Source organism: Variovorax sp. LG9.2, assembly GCF_035018885.1.
In the GTDB taxonomy this organism is placed as follows: Bacteria; Pseudomonadota; Gammaproteobacteria; order Burkholderiales; family Burkholderiaceae_C; genus Variovorax.
Map to the genome: position 1 here is coordinate 61,222 of NZ_JASJXB010000020.1, position 18,858 is coordinate 80,079.

Annotated in this window: 20 protein-coding genes; 15 read left to right on the forward strand and 5 right to left on the reverse strand. The window is 63.2% G+C overall.

The annotated features are described in order from the left end of the window. The first annotated feature begins 32 nt into the window (after positions 1–32). The gene (locus QN413_RS18950) at positions 33–2,111 is read left to right on the forward strand and encodes an NAD(+) synthase (RefSeq protein WP_323498122.1); all 2,079 of its coding nucleotides are present in this window, start codon (positions 33–35) and stop codon (positions 2,109–2,111) included. A gap of 2 nt (positions 2,112–2,113) precedes the next feature. Here QN413_RS18950 and QN413_RS18955 read toward each other — a convergent pair whose 3' ends face one another. Continuing rightward, positions 2,114–3,259, reverse strand: coding sequence for an ROK family protein (locus tag QN413_RS18955; RefSeq protein ID WP_323498123.1), 1,146 nt, complete (start codon positions 3,257–3,259; stop codon positions 2,114–2,116). 156 nt (positions 3,260–3,415) lie between these two features. Here QN413_RS18955 and QN413_RS18960 point away from each other — a divergent pair, with 156 nt between their 5' ends. After that, on the forward strand, positions 3,416–4,894 hold the full coding sequence (locus tag QN413_RS18960) for a glycine betaine ABC transporter substrate-binding protein (RefSeq protein ID WP_323498145.1): 1,479 nt from the start codon (positions 3,416–3,418) through the stop codon (positions 4,892–4,894). 21 nt (positions 4,895–4,915) lie between these two features. Here QN413_RS18960 and QN413_RS18965 read toward each other — a convergent pair whose 3' ends face one another. The 4 genes from QN413_RS18965 to QN413_RS18980 all read right to left on the reverse strand — a co-directional run bounded on the left by QN413_RS18965 (position 4,916) and on the right by QN413_RS18980 (position 8,155). Further along, positions 4,916–5,293 (reverse strand): nuclear transport factor 2 family protein, encoded by a 378-nt coding sequence (locus tag QN413_RS18965; RefSeq protein ID WP_323498124.1) that lies wholly within the window; start codon positions 5,291–5,293, stop codon positions 4,916–4,918. Next, positions 5,290–6,201, reverse strand: a complete 912-nt coding sequence (gene kdgD / locus QN413_RS18970) for a 5-dehydro-4-deoxyglucarate dehydratase (protein WP_323498125.1) — start codon at positions 6,199–6,201, stop codon at positions 5,290–5,292. Before kdgD ends, QN413_RS18965 begins: the two co-directional genes overlap by 4 nt. A 17-nt stretch (positions 6,202–6,218) precedes the next feature. Beyond that, positions 6,219–7,208 (reverse strand): Bug family tripartite tricarboxylate transporter substrate binding protein, encoded by a 990-nt coding sequence (locus tag QN413_RS18975; protein ID WP_187051141.1) that lies wholly within the window; start codon positions 7,206–7,208, stop codon positions 6,219–6,221. 92 nt (positions 7,209–7,300) lie between these two features. Next, complete coding sequence (locus tag QN413_RS18980) at positions 7,301–8,155, reverse strand: FadR/GntR family transcriptional regulator (protein ID WP_323498126.1); 855 nt, start codon at positions 8,153–8,155, stop codon at positions 7,301–7,303. A gap of 57 nt (positions 8,156–8,212) precedes the next feature. Here QN413_RS18980 and QN413_RS18985 point away from each other — a divergent pair, with 57 nt between their 5' ends. The 13 genes from QN413_RS18985 to grpE all read left to right on the forward strand — a co-directional run bounded on the left by QN413_RS18985 (position 8,213) and on the right by grpE (position 18,742). Continuing rightward, the gene (locus tag QN413_RS18985) at positions 8,213–8,971 is read left to right on the forward strand and encodes an amino acid ABC transporter permease (RefSeq protein WP_323498127.1); all 759 of its coding nucleotides are present in this window, start codon (positions 8,213–8,215) and stop codon (positions 8,969–8,971) included. A 2-nt stretch (positions 8,972–8,973) separates the two neighbouring features. Continuing rightward, a complete protein-coding gene (locus tag QN413_RS18990; RefSeq protein ID WP_323498146.1) occupies positions 8,974–9,627 on the forward strand; it encodes an amino acid ABC transporter permease in 654 nt (217 codons plus the stop codon). Further along, the gene (locus QN413_RS18995) at positions 9,611–10,339 is read left to right on the forward strand and encodes an amino acid ABC transporter ATP-binding protein (RefSeq protein WP_187051138.1); all 729 of its coding nucleotides are present in this window, start codon (positions 9,611–9,613) and stop codon (positions 10,337–10,339) included. Before QN413_RS18990 ends, QN413_RS18995 begins: the two co-directional genes overlap by 17 nt. Before the next feature lie 61 nt (positions 10,340–10,400). Beyond that, positions 10,401–11,198, forward strand: coding sequence for a transporter substrate-binding domain-containing protein (locus tag QN413_RS19000; protein WP_323498128.1), 798 nt, complete (start codon positions 10,401–10,403; stop codon positions 11,196–11,198). 13 nt (positions 11,199–11,211) lie between these two features. Further along, positions 11,212–12,018, forward strand: coding sequence for an NAD(P)-dependent oxidoreductase (locus QN413_RS19005; RefSeq protein ID WP_323498130.1), 807 nt, complete (start codon positions 11,212–11,214; stop codon positions 12,016–12,018). Between the two features lie 95 nt (positions 12,019–12,113). After that, the gene (locus QN413_RS19010) at positions 12,114–13,097 is read left to right on the forward strand and encodes a TRAP transporter substrate-binding protein (RefSeq protein ID WP_323498131.1); all 984 of its coding nucleotides are present in this window, start codon (positions 12,114–12,116) and stop codon (positions 13,095–13,097) included. 22 nt (positions 13,098–13,119) lie between these two features. After that, entirely contained in the window at positions 13,120–13,617 is a 498-nt protein-coding gene (locus QN413_RS19015) for a TRAP transporter small permease (RefSeq protein WP_323498133.1), read from the forward strand. Next, positions 13,608–14,960, forward strand: coding sequence for a TRAP transporter large permease (locus QN413_RS19020; protein ID WP_323498134.1), 1,353 nt, complete (start codon positions 13,608–13,610; stop codon positions 14,958–14,960). Before QN413_RS19015 ends, QN413_RS19020 begins: the two co-directional genes overlap by 10 nt. Before the next feature lie 32 nt (positions 14,961–14,992). Continuing rightward, positions 14,993–16,039 carry a lactonase family protein gene (locus QN413_RS19025; protein ID WP_323498135.1) on the forward strand — a complete coding sequence of 349 codons (1,047 nt, stop codon included), beginning with the start codon at positions 14,993–14,995 and terminating at the stop codon, positions 16,037–16,039. 115 nt (positions 16,040–16,154) lie between these two features. Continuing rightward, entirely contained in the window at positions 16,155–17,024 is an 870-nt protein-coding gene (gene asd / locus QN413_RS19030; protein WP_323498136.1) for an archaetidylserine decarboxylase, read from the forward strand. A 157-nt stretch (positions 17,025–17,181) separates the two neighbouring features. Continuing rightward, entirely contained in the window at positions 17,182–17,517 is a 336-nt protein-coding gene (locus QN413_RS19035; protein ID WP_323498137.1) for a winged helix-turn-helix transcriptional regulator, read from the forward strand. A 128-nt stretch (positions 17,518–17,645) separates the two neighbouring features. After that, positions 17,646–17,996 (forward strand): FKBP-type peptidyl-prolyl cis-trans isomerase, encoded by a 351-nt coding sequence (locus QN413_RS19040; protein WP_187051130.1) that lies wholly within the window; start codon positions 17,646–17,648, stop codon positions 17,994–17,996. A gap of 173 nt (positions 17,997–18,169) precedes the next feature. Next, positions 18,170–18,742, forward strand: a complete 573-nt coding sequence (gene grpE, locus QN413_RS19045) for a nucleotide exchange factor GrpE (protein WP_323498138.1) — start codon at positions 18,170–18,172, stop codon at positions 18,740–18,742. Positions 18,743–18,858 lie beyond the last annotated feature (116 nt).

The window sequence follows — 18,858 nt, forward strand, 5'->3', positions numbered from 1 at the left end:
GCCTGGAACCGTTCGAAGAGACAATGCGCTTCATGGCTGAAACCGCATCGCTCGAAACCTTTCTGAACCCCTACACCCACGGATTCGCGAGGGTCGCCGTCGCAGTGCCGCGCAATCGCATCGCCGACCCGGTTTTCAACGCCGCCGAGACCATCGCAATGTATCGCCAGGCCGCAGCCGACGGTGCCGCGCTGGTCGCGTTCCCGGAGCTGGGGCTGTCGGCTTACACCTGCGACGACCTCTTTCATCAGGCCGCCCTGCTCGAAGCCTGCGAGGTCGCGTTGCAAGCGGTGGTCGATGCATCGCGCGACATCGGCGCGGTGGCCATCGTCGGACTGCCGCTGCGCGTCGACCATCGCCTGTTCAACTGCGCGGCGCTCGTGGCCGGGGGGCGGTTGCTCGGCGTCGTGCCCAAAACCTATCTGCCCAACTACAGCGAGTTCTACGAGGGGCGGCAGTTCAACGGTGCCGACAGTGCGCTCGCGACCGATATCGACCTGTGCGGCGAGCGGGTCCCGTTCGGTTCGGAGCTGATATTCCATGCGCGCGATCTGCCGCTGCTCAAGATCCATGTCGAGATCTGCGAAGACGTGTGGGTGCCGCTGCCGCCATCGAGCTTCGCGGCGCTCGCGGGCGCCACGGTGCTGGTCAACCTGTCGGCATCGAACATCACGATCGGCAAGTCGAGCTATCGGCACCAGCTGGTCAGCTCGCAATCGGCGCGTTGCCTGTCGGCGTATTTGTATTCGTCCGCCGGCATCGGCGAATCGACCACCGACCTGGCCTGGGACGGCCAGGCGCTCATCTACGAAAGCGGCGAGATGCTCGCCGAGAGCGAGCGCTTCAGCAACCGGTCGCACGTCATCAGCGCCGACGTCGACCTGGAGCGCCTGTCGCGCGAACGCATGCGGCAAAACACCTTCGGCGTGTCGGTGCAAAAGCACAAGGCGGCGCTGGCCGACTGGCGCACCATCGAGTTCGACTTGAAGGCGCCCACCAGCGTGCCGGGCGGCCTGCGCCGCAGCGTCGAACGGTTCCCCTATGTACCGGCCAACGCCGCGACGCTCGACGAACGTTGCCGCGAGGTTTTCAACATCCAGGTGCAGTCGCTGGTGCAGCGGCTGGAGGCGAGCCACATCGACAAGGTCGTCATCGGCGTGTCGGGGGGGCTCGACTCGACCCACGCGCTGCTCGTCTGCGCGCAGGCGATGGACCGGCTGAAGCTGCCGCGCGCCAACATCCTCGGCTTCACCATGCCCGGCTTCGCGACCAGCGACCGCACGCTGGCGCAGGCGCACCAGTTGATGACGGCCATCGGTTGCACTGCGCGCGAGATCGACATCCGTCCGAGCTGCACGCAGATGCTGTCCGACCTGGGCCATCCGTACGGCAGGGGCGAGCCGGTGTACGACATCACCTTCGAGAACGTGCAGGCTGGCGAGCGCACCAGCCACCTGTTCAGGCTGGCCAATTTCAACGGCGGCATCGTCGTCGGCACCGGCGATTTGAGCGAGCTCGCGCTGGGCTGGTGCACCTATGGCGTGGGCGACCACATGTCGCACTACAACGTGAATGCGAGCGTGCCGAAGACACTCATCAAGCACCTGGTGCACTGGGTCGCGCATCAAGAATTTCTGTCGCGCGAAGGCAGTGCGACGCTGCTCGCGATCCTCGACACCGAGGTGAGCCCGGAGCTGATCCCGACCGATGCCGCGAGCGCCGCCGGCACGCAACCCGGCCAGAAGACCGAAGACACGATCGGCCCGTACGAGCTGCAGGATTTCCACCTCTACTATGTGCTGCGCTACGGATTCAGGCCGACCAAGGTAGCCTTTCTCGCGTACACCGCGTGGCACGACCGCAGGCTGGGCCTGTGGCCCGATGCGCTGCAGGGAGAGCGCAACGAGTACGCCATCGGCGATATCCGCAAGCACCTAGGCACCTTCCTGTACCGCTTCTTCAAGACCAGCCAGTTCAAGCGCTCGTGCGTGCCCAACGGACCCAAGGTCGGCTCGGGCGGCTCGTTGTCACCGCGGGGAGACTGGCGCGCGCCGAGTGATTCCGAAGCCGAAGTGTGGATGGCCGACCTGGCGCGCGTGCCAGAGCGGTGAGTTCAGGACCCGGCGCGGTGCCGGGGCGAGCGCCCGCTCTTGCGCTTGTTGCGATAGCTCGCATTGCCGAGCCCGGTGCCAATGGTCAACACGGCCCAGCGCTTCACATCCTGCATGAAGGGCAACTCGCTCAGTCCCTGCACCACCGCGTCGTTGTGCATCAACGCCTCGGTAGGCTCGTCGCCGATCAGCGGAATCTTCTCGCACAAGGCGGTCGGCAGATGGAAGTCATCGCGCTCCCAGTTGCCCGGCAGGTTCTGCGCACCGCGCGCGATCGAGCCGTCCCGCCGGATGATCCCGGGGCAGGCAATGCCGACGAAAGGCGCCAACCGGATGTCCTTCTTGTGGCTGTAGGCAATCATTTCTTCGAGCATTGCGACCAGCCCGTCGACCAGTTCGGCCTGCTTCGGGTTGTCGTCGGCATGGCGCCACTTCTGGCGCTTGACGACGCGAGCCTTCGACAGGTCACTGGCCTTTTTCCAGCGCGGCTCGACGATGCCGCAACGCACGTTGGTACCGCCGATATCGAGCGCGAGAATGGCGTCGTAGTCGGTCACCATGCGCGGCGGCGCCAAATGCACCCAGCCCAACAAACCGCCGTCGTCGACCTCGTGCCGCAGCCGCGCGAGGCCGACCTGCACGTTGTCGGCATCGAGCATCACCGCAGCTTGCAGGATGGCGCGCTCGCCCACGTCGCTCTCCGGAAAGCCGCCGCCGATGACGATGCGCTCTACGCCTTGCCACGCCTTTTGTCGCATGTACCGCTTGATCACACCCGCCAGCTCTCCGGCAAATTCTTCAATGGCGCCTTCCACCGCATCGGTGGCCTCGGTCGCGTCTTTCATCTGCAGCATCTGGTCGATCTCGCTCTTGCTGAGATCGGCCGATCGCGCATTGCCCATCGGGTCGACACCGTTCCGGCGCTTACGCTTGCGCCAGACATCGAGCAGCTTCCGAAATGCCGTCTGGCTGGCGCGATCACCGATGAAACCATCGTCGTCGCGCACTTCGAGGTTGTAGCTTTCGATGATGACCGACGGCATGTTGCGCGTGCCGTGCAGGCCGGCAGTTGCAGGGACCGGCTCGGTCATGGCCTCTGGGGCTTCTTTCAACGGCTTGGCGGGAGAAGGCGTTTTGGCTTTGTTCATGCGTGTCCGGACTCTGCGCAATTGCAGGCTCGCCGTCATCGGCCACGCCCACGAACGACTGTAGGAATCGGGCGTGACGTGCGCGGGGACGCACGGCGTTCGCTTTGGCGCCGATACACTGCGCCGATGCAACCCCTCCGCCACCTTCGGCTCGCAATGGCTACCGCAGTGGCGCTCTTCCTGCTCGCCTCGACCGCATTCGCCCAAGTCAACGAGACGCTGCGCATCGGCTCCAAGCGCTTCACCGAGTCGTACATCCTGGCCGAGGTGGTGGCGCAGACTGCCGCTCCCTTCACCGGCACGCCACCGGTCATTCGCCAGGGCCTGGGCAATACCGCGATCGTGTACGAAGCATTGCGCTCCGGCGGCATCGACATGTATGCCGAATACACCGGCACCATCGCGCTCGAAATCCTGAAGAGCGACAAGCCGATGTCGCGTGAAGCGATGAGCGCCGCGCTGGCGCCGCTGGGTCTCGGCGTCGGCGCGCCGTTCGGCTTCAACGACGGCTACGCGCTGGCAATGCGCGCGGCCGACGCCGATCGGCTCGGTATTCGCAACCTGAGCGACCTTGCCAAGCACGCCGAACTCCGGCTCGGCCTCTCCAACGAGTTCATCGGTCGTGCGGACGGCTGGAAAGGCTTGACGACGGCCTACGGCCTGTCGCAGTTGCCAACCGGACTCGACCATGGTCTTGCCTACGACGCGATCAAGGCACAGCAGGTCGACGTCATCGACATCTACACCACCGACGCCAAGATCGACAGCCTCGGCCTGCGCGTGCTGCAGGACGACCGCAACTACTTCCCGCGCTACGACGCCGTGGTGCTGTACCGGCTCGACGTGCCCACGCGCTCTGCCAAGGCCTGGGCCGCGATCGAAAAGCTGCAGGGCCGCATCGACGAGCGCGCCATGATCGCGATGAACGCGCGCGCCGAGTTGCAAGGCGCCGGCTTCGACGTGATCGCGCGCGACTTTCTCTCGGGCAGCAAGGGCGATACGGCCGAGCGTGGCTTCATGGCCAAGCTGTTCGGACCCGACCTGTGGCGGCTCACGCGCCAGCACCTGCTGCTGGTCGGTGTCTCGGTCGGGCTGGCGTTGTTGATCGCGGTGCCGCTGGCCGTCGTCGTGTTTCCCTTCGTCCGACTGCGCGCCGTGGTGCTCGGCCTCTCGGGCTTGCTGCAGACCGTGCCGTCGCTCGCATTGCTGGCGGTGCTGATCTCGCTCATCGGTTCGATCGGCACGTTGCCGGCGCTGATCGCGCTCACGCTTTACTCGTTGTTGCCGATCATGCGCAACACGGTGACGGGTTTGACCGAAGTGCCCGAAGGCGTGCGCCAGGCCGGCACCGCCCTGGGCATGACGCATGCGCAAAGCATGCGGCTCGTCTTGCTGCCACTGGCATTGCCGACGCTGATAGCCGGCGTGCGCACCGCGACCACGATTGCGATCGGCACGGCAACGATCGCTGCATTTATCGGCGCGGGGGGTTACGGGGAGCGCATCGTGACCGGGCTGGCGCTCAACGATCGGGCCTTGCTCGTGGCCGGCGCGTTGCCCGCCGCGGCGCTCGCGCTGGTCAGTGAGGCGATCTTCGAAACAATCGAATGGCTACTGCGGCGGGGGCGTCGCTAACGTTTTCTTTCCGCGGCAGGTTCATGCCGCGACGCGCACCGCCTGTCGCGCCAGCAAGTGCCACTCGCCGTCTTGCCGCTGCCACACCAGAAGGATCTTGAGCTTGACGTGGCCGGGTCGACCCGAGTCGTTGGTGTCGGCGACAAGGCGGTGACGCACGATGGCGACATCGCCGTTCACGCTCACCGTTTGCTCCGAAATATCGATGGTCGTGAAATCGGAGCTGCCGTCGAGCAGGCTGCCGGAGATGCTCGCCTTGGTGTCGAGCTTGCCGTCGGAGTGGCCGTAGCTCAAATCGTCGGCGAACAAGCCGGCCAGTGCGGCAGCGCTCGGCGAAATCATCGCGAGCCGGAGGCGCTCGACGAGTGCGGTGACTGCCGCTGTTGCATCGGTATTCATTGCGGGCCCAACTTGTCGATCAACGCCTTCAGCATTTCCATCTCTTCGGGCTTGAGGTCGGTGAGTGGGGGGCGAACCGGGCCGGCGCTGTGGCCGACGATGGTCGCGCCCGCCTTGACGATGCTCACGGCATAACCCTGCATGCGGTTGCGGATCTCCAGGTACGGCATGAAGAAGTCTTTGAGCAATCGATGCTGCGTCGCCATGTCGTCGTCGCGCACGGCTGCGTAGAACTGCACGGCCGTCTTCGGGATGAAGTTGAAGACTGCCGACGAATAGACGGGCGTGCCCATCGCCTTGTAGGCCGCGGCATAGACCTCCGCCGTGGGCAAGCCGCCAAGGTAGGCGAAGCGATCACCCATGCGCTGGTAGATCGCAACCATGGCTTCGATGTCGCCGACGCCGTCCTTGAAGCCGACGAGGTTCGGGTTGCGCTCGGCCAGGCCTGCGAGCGTCTCGGGCTTCAGCCGGCTGGACGCGCGGTTGTAGACGATGACGCCGAACTTCACGCTCTTGCAGACCGCTTCGACGTGAGCGGCCAGACCCTCTTGTCCTGCTTCGGTCAGGTAGTGCGGCAGCAGCAGGATGCCGTGCGCGCCGGCCTTTTCAGCGGCTTGTGCGCACTGGATCGCGAAGCGCGTCGGACCACCGGCGCCCGCGATGATCGGCACCACACCGCGGCAGGTGTCGACTGCGGTCTGGACGATGCCGGGGTACTCGTCGCCAGTAAGAGAGAAGAACTCGCCTGTGCCGCCTGCCGCGAACAAAGCGGTCGCGCCATACGGCGCCAGCCATTCGAGGCGCTTCTGGTAGCCCGTCTTGTGGAAGTCGCCGTGGCTGTCGAAGTCGGTCAGCGGGAACGACAGCAGGCCGGAGCCCATGATGGTTTTGAGTTCTTGCGGGTTCATTGAGACAGGTGGATGGATCAATCGATCTTGATATTGGCGTCGGTGACGACCTTGGCCCAGCGCGCGCGTTCCTTGTTGAAGAACTTGTCCTGGTCGACCGAAGTCATCGTCACGACTTCGGCGCCCTGACCAGCGAGGCGCGAGCGGATGTCGGCCGAGCGAATGATGGAAACCAGTTCCTTGTTGAGCCGCTGCACGATCGCGTCGGGTGTGCCGCGCGACACCAGCACGCCTTGCCAGGTGCCGGATTCATAGCCGGGAACGCCCTGCTCGGCGATGGTCGGCACATCGCCGATCAACGGCATGCGCGTGGCCTTCGACACGCCGAGGATCTTGAGCTTTCCCGACTGCACCTGCGGCAGCGTGGCGAGCATGCCGTTCATGAGAATCTGAGTCTGGCCGCCGACGGTGTCTTGAATCGCCTGCACGCCGCCCTTGTAAGGTACGTATTGCCAGCGGGCGCCGACGGCGCGCTCCAGCGCGACGCCCGCCAGATGCGGCGCGCTGCCCGTGGCGGTGACCGCGAAGTTGAGATCGGACTTTTTCGAAAGCGCGACGAGTTCTTTCAGGTTGTTGGCCGGCACCGACGGATGCACGACCAGCAAGTGCGGCGAATACGCCAGCATCGTGACGCCGCTCAGGTCTTTCGACGGATCGAAGGCCAGCTTGGCATAGACAGACGGGCTGATCGCCAGCGCGCCGACATCGCATAGCAGCAAGGTGTAGCCGTCGGGTGCCGACTTGGCAACGAAATCGGCGCCGAGATTGCCGTTGGCGCCAGACCTGTTCTCGACCAGCACCGTTTGCTTCAACGCTTCCGACAACGGCTGGGTGATGGAGCGCGCGATGATGTCCGATGAGCCGCCAGGCGGGTACGGCACGATGATCTTGATAGGTTTGGAAGGCCATGCGGCGTCGGCTGCGGATGCACCGCTCGCAGACAGAAGTCCACCGCCAATGACCCCGCCGAGGGTGCCGAGCATCCATTCACGCCGCTTGATTGCCATGTCCATCTCCAGTCGATAACTCAGTCGATAACTGTGTGATCGGTCATCGTACAACCTGCGTCGATGTGTGTCTCTCCCGGTTTACCCGGAAGTCATGCGACCGGCGTCGTTGGCTCGGGCTTGTCCGCCAGCTTGCCGACCGCTGCCGATCGGGCCGCGTCCTGCGCGCGGCGCAGCCTCTCCCGGCTGTTGGTCAGATGGATTCGCATCGCGGCACGTGCAGATTCGGCATCGCCTCGCGCGATGGCCTGGTAGATCTCTTCGTGCTCGCGGTTGACGCGACTCAAATACTCGCTGCGCCGATCGACATCGACCAGCGCGCTGATGCGAGTGCGCGGAAAAATCGAGGTGCCGAGGTGGCTCATGATGTCCGCGAAATACGGGTTGCCCGTCGCCTGCGCGATGCGCAGATGAAAGCGCAGGTCGGGCGCCACGGTGTCACCCGATACCCGCACGTTGTGCTCGAATTCGTCGAGCGCCTGACGCATGGCCAAAAGGTCTTCTTCGCTGCAACGCGCGGCCGCCAACCCGGCGGAACCGGTCTCCAGGCTGATGCGCAGTTCGAGCACTGCCAGCACGTCGATCGAGGTTGCGAGTTCTGCTGGATCGAGTCGGAACATGCCGCCCGACTTTGGCTGCAGGACGAAGGTGCCGACACCGTGGTGCGTCTCGACCAGGCCACCCGCCTGCAACTTGGACAAGGCCTCCCGCACGACGGTGCGACTCACACCGTAAGCCTGCATGATGGCCGACTCGGTCGGCAGTTTGTCGCCCGGCCGCAGCGTCTGCGCCTGGATCTTTTGTGCCAGATCGTCGACCAGCCCGTGCGCCAGCCCGCGCCCCTTGATGCGCGGGCGCCCGACAAAGGCCGCAGCCTTCGCCTTGTCGCCCACATCCGATGATGAAGCACCCTGTAGCAAGGGATTTCCCGCAGTGGTTTGGCTCATGCGGCCATGATAATCCGTGCAAATGTTGTACGACAACCGATAACAACCCTTACTTTGATGAAGTACGCGCTCGATTTCACTCCCTTGCTCAGCTACTGGCCGGTTTTCCTGAACGGAGCCTGGCTCACGCTCAAGATGACCGCGCTCGCCGTGATCGTGGGCGTGGCATTGGGAACTGCAGTCGCCTTCGCCAAGCGCAGCAAGATCAAACCGCTCTCTGGCCTTTGCTCGGCCTACATCGAGGCGGTACGCAACACGCCTTTTCTCGTTCAGATCTTCCTGCTGTACTTCGGGCTCGCCAGCGTTGGCGTGCGCATGCCGACCTTTGTCGCGGCCGTACTGGCGATGACGATCAACATCGGCGCCTACGCCGCGGAGATCATCCGCGCCGGGCTCGAATCCATCCCGCCCGGACAAATCGAAGCGGCCGAATGTCTGGGTTTGTCGAAGTGGCGCATCGGTTGGCACGTGATGCTGCAGCCGTCGATCGAGAAGGTGTACCCCGCCCTCACCAGCCAGTTCCTCTTGATGATGCAGGCGTCGGCGATGGCCTCCCAAATCTCGGCGGAAGAACTCACCGCCATCGCCAACACCGTGCAGTCGGACACGTTCCGCTCGCTTGAAACGTACATCGTGGTGGCTGCGCTTTACCTCGTACTGTCGCTGATCATCAAGCTCATCACCAGCGTGCTGGGCGAGTACTTGTTCCGTCGCCGTCGCGTGCTGCGCAAGGCGGCTGCGCGGAGCGCAAATGGCGCTCGTGCGCTCATCGACACCACGCAAGCCAACGTGGCGAGCCACGGCGGAGCGGCATGACCATGTTCGGCAGCTTCACCCTCGTCCACCTTTTCTACCTGATCAACTCGATCGGGTGGACGCTGGTGCTGTCGGCACTGGCTTTCGTGCTCGGCGCCATCGGCGGCTTCGGCGTGATGCTGGCGCGCATATCGCCGCGGCCGTGGTTGCGCTGGCTGGCCATCGTCTACATCGAATGCATTCAGGGCATTCCACTGCTGATCCTGCTGTTCATCGTGTACTTCGGCCTGTCGGTGTACGGCTACTCGCTGCCCTCGCTGATCGCAGCCGGCTTGGCGATGATGATTTATGTCGCCGCCTACCTCGGCGACATCTGGCGCGGCTGCATCGACGCCATGCCCAAGCCGCAATGGGAAGCCTCCGAATGCCTGGCGTTCTCGCGCTGGCAAACGCTGCGCCTCGTGATCATTCCTCAGGCGGTGCGTTTGTCGTTGCCACCGACCGTCGGCTTCCTGGTGCAAATCATCAAGATGACTTCGCTGGCGTCGGTCATCGGCTTCGTCGAGCTCACGCGTGCGGGGCAGATCATCAACAACACGATCTTTCAGCCATTCCTGATTTTCAGCCTGGTCGGCGTGTTCTATTTCGCCCTGTGTTACCCGCTGTCGCGCTGGAGCGAAGCCATGGAGAACAAGCTCAATGTCGCCAATCGTTAGTCTTCACGACGTCTACAAGAGCTTCGGCTCGAACCAGGTGCTGAAGGGTGTTTCTTTCGAAGTCGCCAAGGGCGAAATGATCGCCATCATCGGCGCCAGCGGCTCGGGCAAGAGCACTGCGCTGCGCTGCATCGACCGGCTGGAGAAAATCGACAAGGGCACCATCGAAGTGGCCGGCATCCGCGTCGACAGCCCTTCTGTGGACCTCAAACGCTTGCGGCTCGAAGTCGGAATCGTGTTCCAGAGCTACAACCTCTTTCCGCATCTCACAGTCGAAGAAAACATCATGCTGGCGCTGCGCCACGTGAAGAAGCAGTCGCGCGCCGAAGCGCACCAGGTCACGCTGCGCGTGCTCGATCAGGTGGGCCTGCGCGAGAAGGCCGATGCGTATCCCGAGCAGCTTTCGGGCGGCCAGCAGCAGCGCGTAGCCATCGCCCGCTCGCTCGCCATGTCGCCCAAGGTGATGCTGTTCGACGAAGTCACTTCGGCACTCGATCCACAGCTCACCGGCGAAGTGCTGCGGGTGATGGAAGACCTCGCGGCCGGCGGCATGACCATGCTGCTGGTTACGCACGAAATGGCCTTCGCCAAGCGCGTGGCCGACCGCATCATCTACATGCACCAGGGCCGTGTCTGGGAAACCGGCGAAGGCAGCATGCTCGATTCGCCGAAGACACCCGAACTGCGCGCCTTTCTCGACAACGGTCTTTAACGGCAACCGCTCGGTCGCCCACTTCTTCACTCATCTTTTCCGCGAACCCCAAGGAGACACCATGAAATCGACAAGCACTTTCGCCCGCACCGCCCTCGCCGCCCTGATGCTGGCCGGCATCACCCAAGCCGCACTCGCCGACCAGTTCGACGACATCAAGAAGGCCGGCACGATCCGCGTGGCGATCGCCATCGGAACGCCGCTCTTCAGCTACACCGATGCCAACATGCAGCCGACCGGCTCCGACGTGGACGCCGCGGCAGAGCTCGCCAAGGACCTGGGCGTGAAGCTGGAGATCGTGCCGATCACCACCGCTGCACGCATTCCGACGCTGCAGGCGCGACGCGCTGACGTCGTGATTTCGGCCCTTTCGATCACCGAAGAGCGTGCCAAGGTGGTGGACTTTTCGGTCCCCTACTCGGCCATCACCATTCTGGTTTCAGCGCCAAAGGACATGAAGATCGCCAATTACGCCGACCTGAATGGCAAGCGCGTCGGCCTGACGCGTGCAACGACCAATGACACCATCACGACGCGGGAGGCCAAGGGCGCAGAAATCATGCGTTACGAAGACGATGCGACGCTGATCACGTCGGTGGTCACGGGCCAGGTCGATATCTTCTCGAGCACCCCATCGAACATGGGCGAGATCAACAAGCGCGCACCTGGCAAGAACTTCGAAATGAAGTTCTCGCAGCTCGACTCGGGCCTGGGCGTCACCATGAACAAGGGCGAACCGAAATTGAAGGAATGGATCGATGGCTGGGTCACGACCAATATCAAGAACGGCAAGCTCAACGCCATGTACAAGAAATACCACGGTCGCGATCTGCCGACCACGGTGTTCAAGCCAGCGTAAGGACCGGGTAATCATGTCAAACAAATTGGGGCGCTTGCTCTTGACCGGTGCTGCGGGCGGTCTCGGCAGAGTGCTGCGCGACTCGCTGAAACCATCCACCGATGTGCTGCGTTTGTCCGACATCGCCGGAATGGCGGCCGCTGAGGGCGCGCATGAAGAAGTAGTGCCTTGCGACCTCGGCGACAAGGCGGCGGTCGATGCACTGGTGGCTGGCTGCGACGCGGTCGTGCATCTGGGCGGCGTGTCGGTCGAACGACCCTTCGAAGAAGTACTGGAAGCCAACATCAAGGGCGTCTTTCATCTCTATGAAGCGGCTCGTCGACACACCGCCAAACGCATCGTGTTCGCCAGTTCGAATCATGTCATCGGCTTTCACAAGCAGACCGAAACGATCGACGCTGGCGCACAGAAACGGCCCGACGGCTACTACGGCCTGTCGAAGTCTTTCGGCGAAGACGTGGCGCAGTTCTACTTCGACCGCTACGGCATCGAGACGGTGAGCATCCGCATCGGCTCGTCGTTTCCCGAGCCGCTGAACCGCCGCATGATGAGCACCTGGCTGAGCTTTCGCGACCTGACGACGCTGGTCGAGAAATCCCTCTTCACCCCCGATGTGAAGCACACCATCGTCTATGGCGTGTCGGCCAACCGCGACGTGTGGTGGGACAACAGCGCTGCCGCGCACCTGGGCTACGTCCCGCAAGACAGTTCTGAGCAGTTCCGCGCCAAGGTCGAGGCGCAACCGCCGGTCGCGCCGACCGACCCCAACGCCATCTACCAGGGCGGCGGCTTCACGGCCCAAGGCCCGTTCGGCGACTGAGCCGGGCCGGCCCGATGTTCGCGCCGCCCGCAGTCGACTGACCCTGCATTTTTTTCGAAGTTCCATCCCCCCTACTTTCAATCCGAGGAGACACCATGACACCGAAACTCAAAACCCTCTCTGGCCTGATCGCGATCGGCCTTTTCGCGCTGACGACCAGTGCGACGGCCCGCACATTTCGCTCGGCCGAGGTGCACGCCAAGGACTTCCCGACCAACCAGGCCGTGATGTTCATGGGCGAAGAATTGTCGAAGGCCAGCGGTGGCAAGGACAGCATCAAGATCTTCGCGGACAGCTCGCTGGGTTCGGAGAAAGACACTGTGGAGCAGGTCAAGATCGGCGCGCTCGACATGGTGCGCGTGAGCTCAGCCTCGTTCCACGGCATCGTGCCGGAGTCGGTCGTGCCGTCGCTGCCGTTCCTGTTCCGCGACATCGAACATTTCCGCAAGGCGATGTACGGTCCGGCCGGCGACAAGGTGCTCGCCGCGTTCGACAAGGCCGGCTTCATCGGACTGGCCTTCTACGAGAGCGGCGCGCGTTCGGTCTACGCCAAGAAGCCGATCAAGAACGTCGCCGACATGAAGGGCTTGAAGATCCGCGTGCAGCCCTCCGACCTGATGGTCAGCATGGTGAGCTCGATGGGTGCGTCGCCCACGCCGATGCCGATCGCCGAGGTCTACACCGGCCTGAAGACCGGCCTGGTCGACGCCGCAGAGAACAACTACCCGTCGTACGAAGAAGCCAAGCACTTCGAAGCAGCGCCCTACTACTCGGAGACCATGCACGTCATGACGCCTGAAGTGCTGGTGTTCTCCAAGAAGATCTGGGACACGCTTCCCAAAGAGCAGCAGGCCGCCATCCGCAAGGCCGCGAAAGACTCGGTTCCTTTCTACGTGAAGCTGTGGGAGCCGCGCGAGAAAGACGCCAAGGCGGCTGTCATCAAGGGCGGCGCCAAGATTACCGCCGCAGCCGACATCGACCGCAAGGGCTTCGTCGAAGTCGAGAAGCCGGTGTACGACAAATTTGCGTCCACGCCCGAGTTGAAGGCGCTGGTGCAGGAAATCATCAACACCAAGTGATTCGACTTCAAAGGCGACTGCAATGACAACGATGCTGTCCCGCGTCAACGCGAAGCTCTCGCGCTGGACGATGTACCTCGCCTGCGTGTGCCTTACCGGCTTGCTCGGCGTGGTCGTCTACGGCGTGGTGCTGCGCTACGTCTTCAACAACGCGCCGGCTTACGTCGAGCAGGTCGCGCTGTTGCTGGTGATCTCGGTCGCCATGTTCGGCGCCTCCGCCGGCGTGCGCGACGCGGGGCACATCGGCCTCGACTCGCTGGTCAAGGCGCTGCCCAAGACGGTGCAATTCTGGTGCAAATGCGTGGTCTACGTGCTGACCATTGCCTTCGCCATTGCGCTGTTCGCAGGCGGCATGGAGATGGCCATCTCGACCCACGACGCGACCATTCCTACGCTCGGCTTGTCCGAGGCTTATCGCTATTTGCCGGTGCTCATCGCAGGCGTGCTCATCACGCTCTTTTCGATCGAACACCTGGCGTCCCAGTTCACCGGCCACGAAGTGGTCCCATCATGGCACTGACGCTTCTTTCACTCAGCTTCATCGTCTTTTTGCTGCTCGGCATGCCGGTCGCTTTTGCGATCGGGTTGAGCTGCCTCTTGACCTTCGCCTTCGAAGGCCTGCCCTTCGAAACCGCCATCCAGATGATGGTGTCGGGCATGAACGTGTTCTCGTTCCTGGCGATACCGTTCTTCATCTTTTCCGGGGAATTGATGCTGCACGGCGGCATCGCCGACAAGATCGTCGCGTTCGCGCGCAGCTTGGTCGGCCACTGGAAGGGTGGCCTCGGCCTCGCGAACGTGGTGGCGTCGACGCTGTTCGGCGGCGTCTCGGGCTCGCCGGTGGCAGACACGTCCGCCATGGGTGGCGTGATGATCCCGATCATGAAGCGCGAGGGCTACAGCGCGGCCTATGCCGTCAACGTGACCACGCACGCATCGCTCTCCGGCGCGCTGATGCCGACGTCGCACAACATGATCATCTATGCCTTTGCAGCGCAAGCGGCGGTGGGCACGATCGGCGGCCACACCATCAAGGGCGTGTCGATCGGCGACCTGATGTTCGCCGGCCTGATACCGGTGTTCTGGATCATGGTGTGCATGCTGGTCGCAGCCTACTGGCAAGCCGCCAAATACGGCTTTCCTCGGCGGCCCGACGGCTCCACGATGATCGAACGCTTTCCGGGCTGGAACGCGGTGCTGCGCACTTTCATCGCGTCGATTCCGGGCCTGATGGTGATCGTCATCATCCTGGTGTGCGTGATGGAAGGAATCGCGACGGCAACGGAGGCGGCGGCCATCGCGGTCACTTATTCGCTGCTGCTCACGGTGGTCATCTACCGCACGATGACCAAGCAGAAGCTCTTCAAGTCGCTGGCCAAAGCATCGAAGACAACGGGCGTGATCCTGCTGCTGATCGGCGTATCGAACATGCTGCGCTACCAGATGGCGTACCTGGAAATTCCGGACACCATCGAGGCCGCGCTGCTGGCCGCGACCACGACGCCTTGGCTGATGCTGCTCTACATCAACATCATCCAGATCTTTCTGGGGATCTTCCTGGACATGGCGGCGCACATCCTGATCACCACGCCGCTGTTCTTGCCGCTGGCCATCCAGATGGGCGTCGGGCCGGTTCAATTCGGGATGATGCTGCTGCTCAATTGCGCGTTGGGCCTGGTGCATCCGCCGGTGGGGACGGTGCAGTTCATCGGTTGTGCGATCGGCAAGATATCGATCGGCGAGGCCACCAAAACGGCTTGGCCGTATTACCTCGCCATCTTCATCGCCATCACGTTGGTGACGTACGTGCCGGCGTTTTCGACCTGGCTGCCGTCGCTGATCACCGGGCACGTGGTTCTGTGAAAGCCACCACCTTTAAAAAGATTCTGACAGCCATGGCGCTTGCAACTCTCTCTGCCTCCCCGGCTTTGGCTACGACCTGGGTCTACGTGTCCAACGCAGATAGCCAGGACATCTCGGTGCTCGAACTCGACCGGGATCTGGGCGTTCTCAAGCCGGTCGAAACGGTGAATGTCGGTGGCCAAGTGATGCCGATGGCGGTAAGCCCCGACAAGCGCTTCCTGTATGCCGCCCTGCGCTCGCAGCCCTATCGCGTCGTGAGCTTTGCGATCGACGCTGCCAGCGGCAAGTTGAAGAAGCTCGGCGAAGCGCCACTGGCAGACAGCATGGCCAACATCGATACCGATGCCACAGGAAAATGGTTGTTCGCGGCCTCCTATCCGGGCCACAAGATCACGGTCAACGCCATCGACAAGGAAGGCAGCGTCGGTGCGATCCAGCAGTTGATCCCGACCGCGCCGAACGCGCATGCGATCCACGCCGATTCGACCAACCGCTTCGTGCTGGCGACCAGCCTGGGCGGCGACAACGTGTCGAGCTGGCGCTTCGACGCGGCCTCCGGCAAGTTGTCGCCGAACGACCCGCCGCTCACCGGCGCCCAGCCAAAGTCGGGGCCGCGCCACTTCGTCTGGGACAAGGCGCAGCGCTTCGTTTATCTGGTCGACGAACTCGACGCTGCCCTGCACGTGTATGCATGGGAAAGCGCGGGCGGCACGCTCAAGCTGTTGCAGAGCACGACCACCCTGCCTGCTGGATTTGCCGGCAAGCCATGGGCCGCAGACCTGCACCTAACGCCCGACGGCCGCTATCTCTATGCCTCGGAGCGCACATCCAGCACGCTGTCGGCGTTCCGTGTAGACCCGTCCACCGGCCTGCTGCAGCCGCTCGGCCAGACGCCGACTGAGAAGACGCCGCGCGGCTTCGCCATCGATCCGAGCGGGCGCTATCTGATCGCCGCGGGGCAGGAATCGCACAGCGTTTCGGTCTACGCCATCGACGCCAACACCGGCGCACTGGGCACGCCGAAGCGCATCCCGGTCGGCAAGAACCCGAACTGGATCGAGATCGTCGACCTGCCCTGACCGACGCGCTGAGCAAGCCGCCGAGTAGGCCGATGCCGCACGGCAGCCGCGGCGCCGAGTCGCCTCGATAGAATCCGGCTCCCCGCCACCTGCAGAGCTACCCCTCTTCCCCGCTGTGTCCGATCGCCTTCCTGTCCTGCCGCAGTACCTCTTTCCGAAGCTGGCGCTGACAAATTTTGCCGGCTGGGTCGCGGGCAAGGAGCGTGGCGCCGTCACGACCTGGATCATCCGACGCTTCGTCGCGAAGTACGGCGTGGACATGGGCGAAGCGCTCGAGAGCGATATCGCTCACTACAAGAGCTTCAACGACTTTTTCACCCGGGCGCTCAAGCCTGGTGCGCGGCCGCTGGCTCAAGCCGATTTGATCTCACCGGTCGACGGCGCCATCAGCCAGTTCGGCCCAATCGAAGGCGACCAGATTTTTCAGGCGAAGGGCCATAGCTATACGACCACCGCGCTGGTCGGTGGCGACGCGACACTGGCGGCGCAATTCGCGCACGGCAGCTTCGCCACGCTCTACTTGAGTCCGAAGGACTACCACCGCATCCACATGCCCTGCGACGGCGAACTGGTGCGAATGATCTACGTGCCGGGCGAGTTGTTCTCCGTCAACCCGACGACAGCGCGCGGCGTGCCCGGCCTCTTCGCGCGCAACGAGCGCGTGGTGTGTGTCTTCGAATCGGCGAGCGGGCCCTTCGTGCTTGTGCTGGTCGGCGCGACCATCGTCGGCAGCATGGCCACCGTGTGGCACGGCGTGATCAATCCGCCGCGGCAGGGTGAGTTGCGCGAATGGCGCTATGGAACTGGGGCGAACGACAGCGGCCCGCGCGTCGCACTGAAGAAGGGCGACGAGATGGGCCGTTTTTTGCTCGGCTCGACGGTCGTGATGCTGTTTCCGAAACCTCCTGTGACGTTCAACCCGGAGTGGTCGCCAGCCCGGCCGATCAGGCTCGGCGAAGCCATGGCAAATTTCATCCGGATCTGAGGCGTCGGCGCCACAGGCCGCATGTAGTATGCCTATGTCGCTATAAAACTTGTAGCACTCGGTTGATGCTTTCGCTATAGTCACTGGCCGAATCGCGCGATCGGAAAATCAATTAAAAAAATGCGCCCGAGGAGATGTTGTCGATGAGTAGCAAGCAATGAGTACAAAGGAAAATGCGGCGGTGAGCCAGTTGCTTGCGCTGCTCGAGGCTCGCTATGCCTTGCGTGTTCTCTGGGCGCTCCGCGATGGACATGCGCAAACCTTTCGGCTGCTGCAAGACAGCGTTGGTGGCATCACTCCCAACACATTGAACACCCGCATCAAAGAGCTGCGCGAAGCTGGCATCGTGAACCACGGCAGCGAGGGCTACAGCCTCACGCTCAGTGGGCAAGACCTGTTGAAGCGGTTGTCGGATCTGCAGGCCTTTGCCGGCAAGTGGCAGTTGACGCAGATAAAGAAGGTGCCGGTAGCGCCGCCGATCACCAGCAAGTAAACATCCAGGGCAGCGCGCAGGCGGTCGTGGCTTCGGTCATTGGCTTCGGTTGCAGCTTCGCTAAACTCACCCGCTCTCTCAACGATCATCAACCCGATCGATCTCGATCACCGTTCCAAGGAGCAACCATGCCCACCACTCCCTCCGGCCTGCAATACGAAGACACCACCGTCGGCGAAGGCGCCGAAGCCAAGGCCGGCCAGCACGTGCACGTGCACTACACCGGCTGGCTCTTCAACGACGGCGTGCAAGGCGCCAAATTCGATTCGAGCCGCGATCGCAACGACGCTTTCGCGTTTTCGCTCGGCGCCGGCCAAGTTATCAAGGGCTGGGACGAAGGTGTTGCCGGCATGAAGATCGGCGGCAAGCGCACGCTCATCATCCCGGCTGCGCTCGGTTACGGCGCTCGCGGAGCAGGCGGTGCAATCCCGCCGAACGCCACGCTCAAGTTCGACGTCGAACTGCTCGACGCGCATTGATCCAGTGCCGGCCTACGGGTCGGCCAGAGCTGCGCTTCCAGCATCGACGCTGGCGCCAGCGGGTTTTCCCAGCACGCGGCCTCTTCGGCCGCATTTTTTCGCTTGAAAAGCCCTTCTGCGAGCCCAAGATGGTTTGCACTAGTTTGTTTTTTGGCCTCGCGCCCTTTCATCACATGTCCGATCCACAACAATCCGGCCCGAATTCGCAAATGCTGCAAGGCGACCCGAGTCCCGAAGAGCGAGAGGCCGCCCAGTTCGCCGACGAGGCCGATGCCCAGAGCACGCTGGCCACGGTGCAAGCCGAACTCGTCGCCCTTCAAGCGAAGAACGTTGAGCTGTCAGATCAGTACCTTCGCGCGCAGGCCGACGTGCAGAACGCTCGCCGCCGCGCCGACGAAGAGATCACCAAGGCCCGCAAATTTGCCGTCGAGGCGTTTGCCGAGAGCCTGCTGCCGGTAACCGACAGCCTCGAAGCCGGCCTGGCGATCAAGGACGTCACGCCCGAACAGATCCGCGAAGGCGCCGAAGCGACGCTGCGTCAGCTCAAGAGCGCACTGGAACGCAACAAGGTGATCGAGGTCGCGCCACCGGCGGGCACCAAGTTCGATCCGCATCAGCACCAGGCCATTTCGGTCGTGCCGGCGGACCAGGAGCCGAACACCGTCGTCAGCGTCCTGCAAAAAGGCTACACCATCAACGAGCGCGTGCTGCGCCCGGCGCTGGTCACGGTCACCGCGCCGAAGTAATCCACAGGAAACCCCCGGTTCATACCTTGAATCGCGGCTGGTTATCCACAAGTTCACACCACCCCATTTTTCAGAACTCAGGAGCAAATTCAACATGGCCAAAATCATCGGCATCG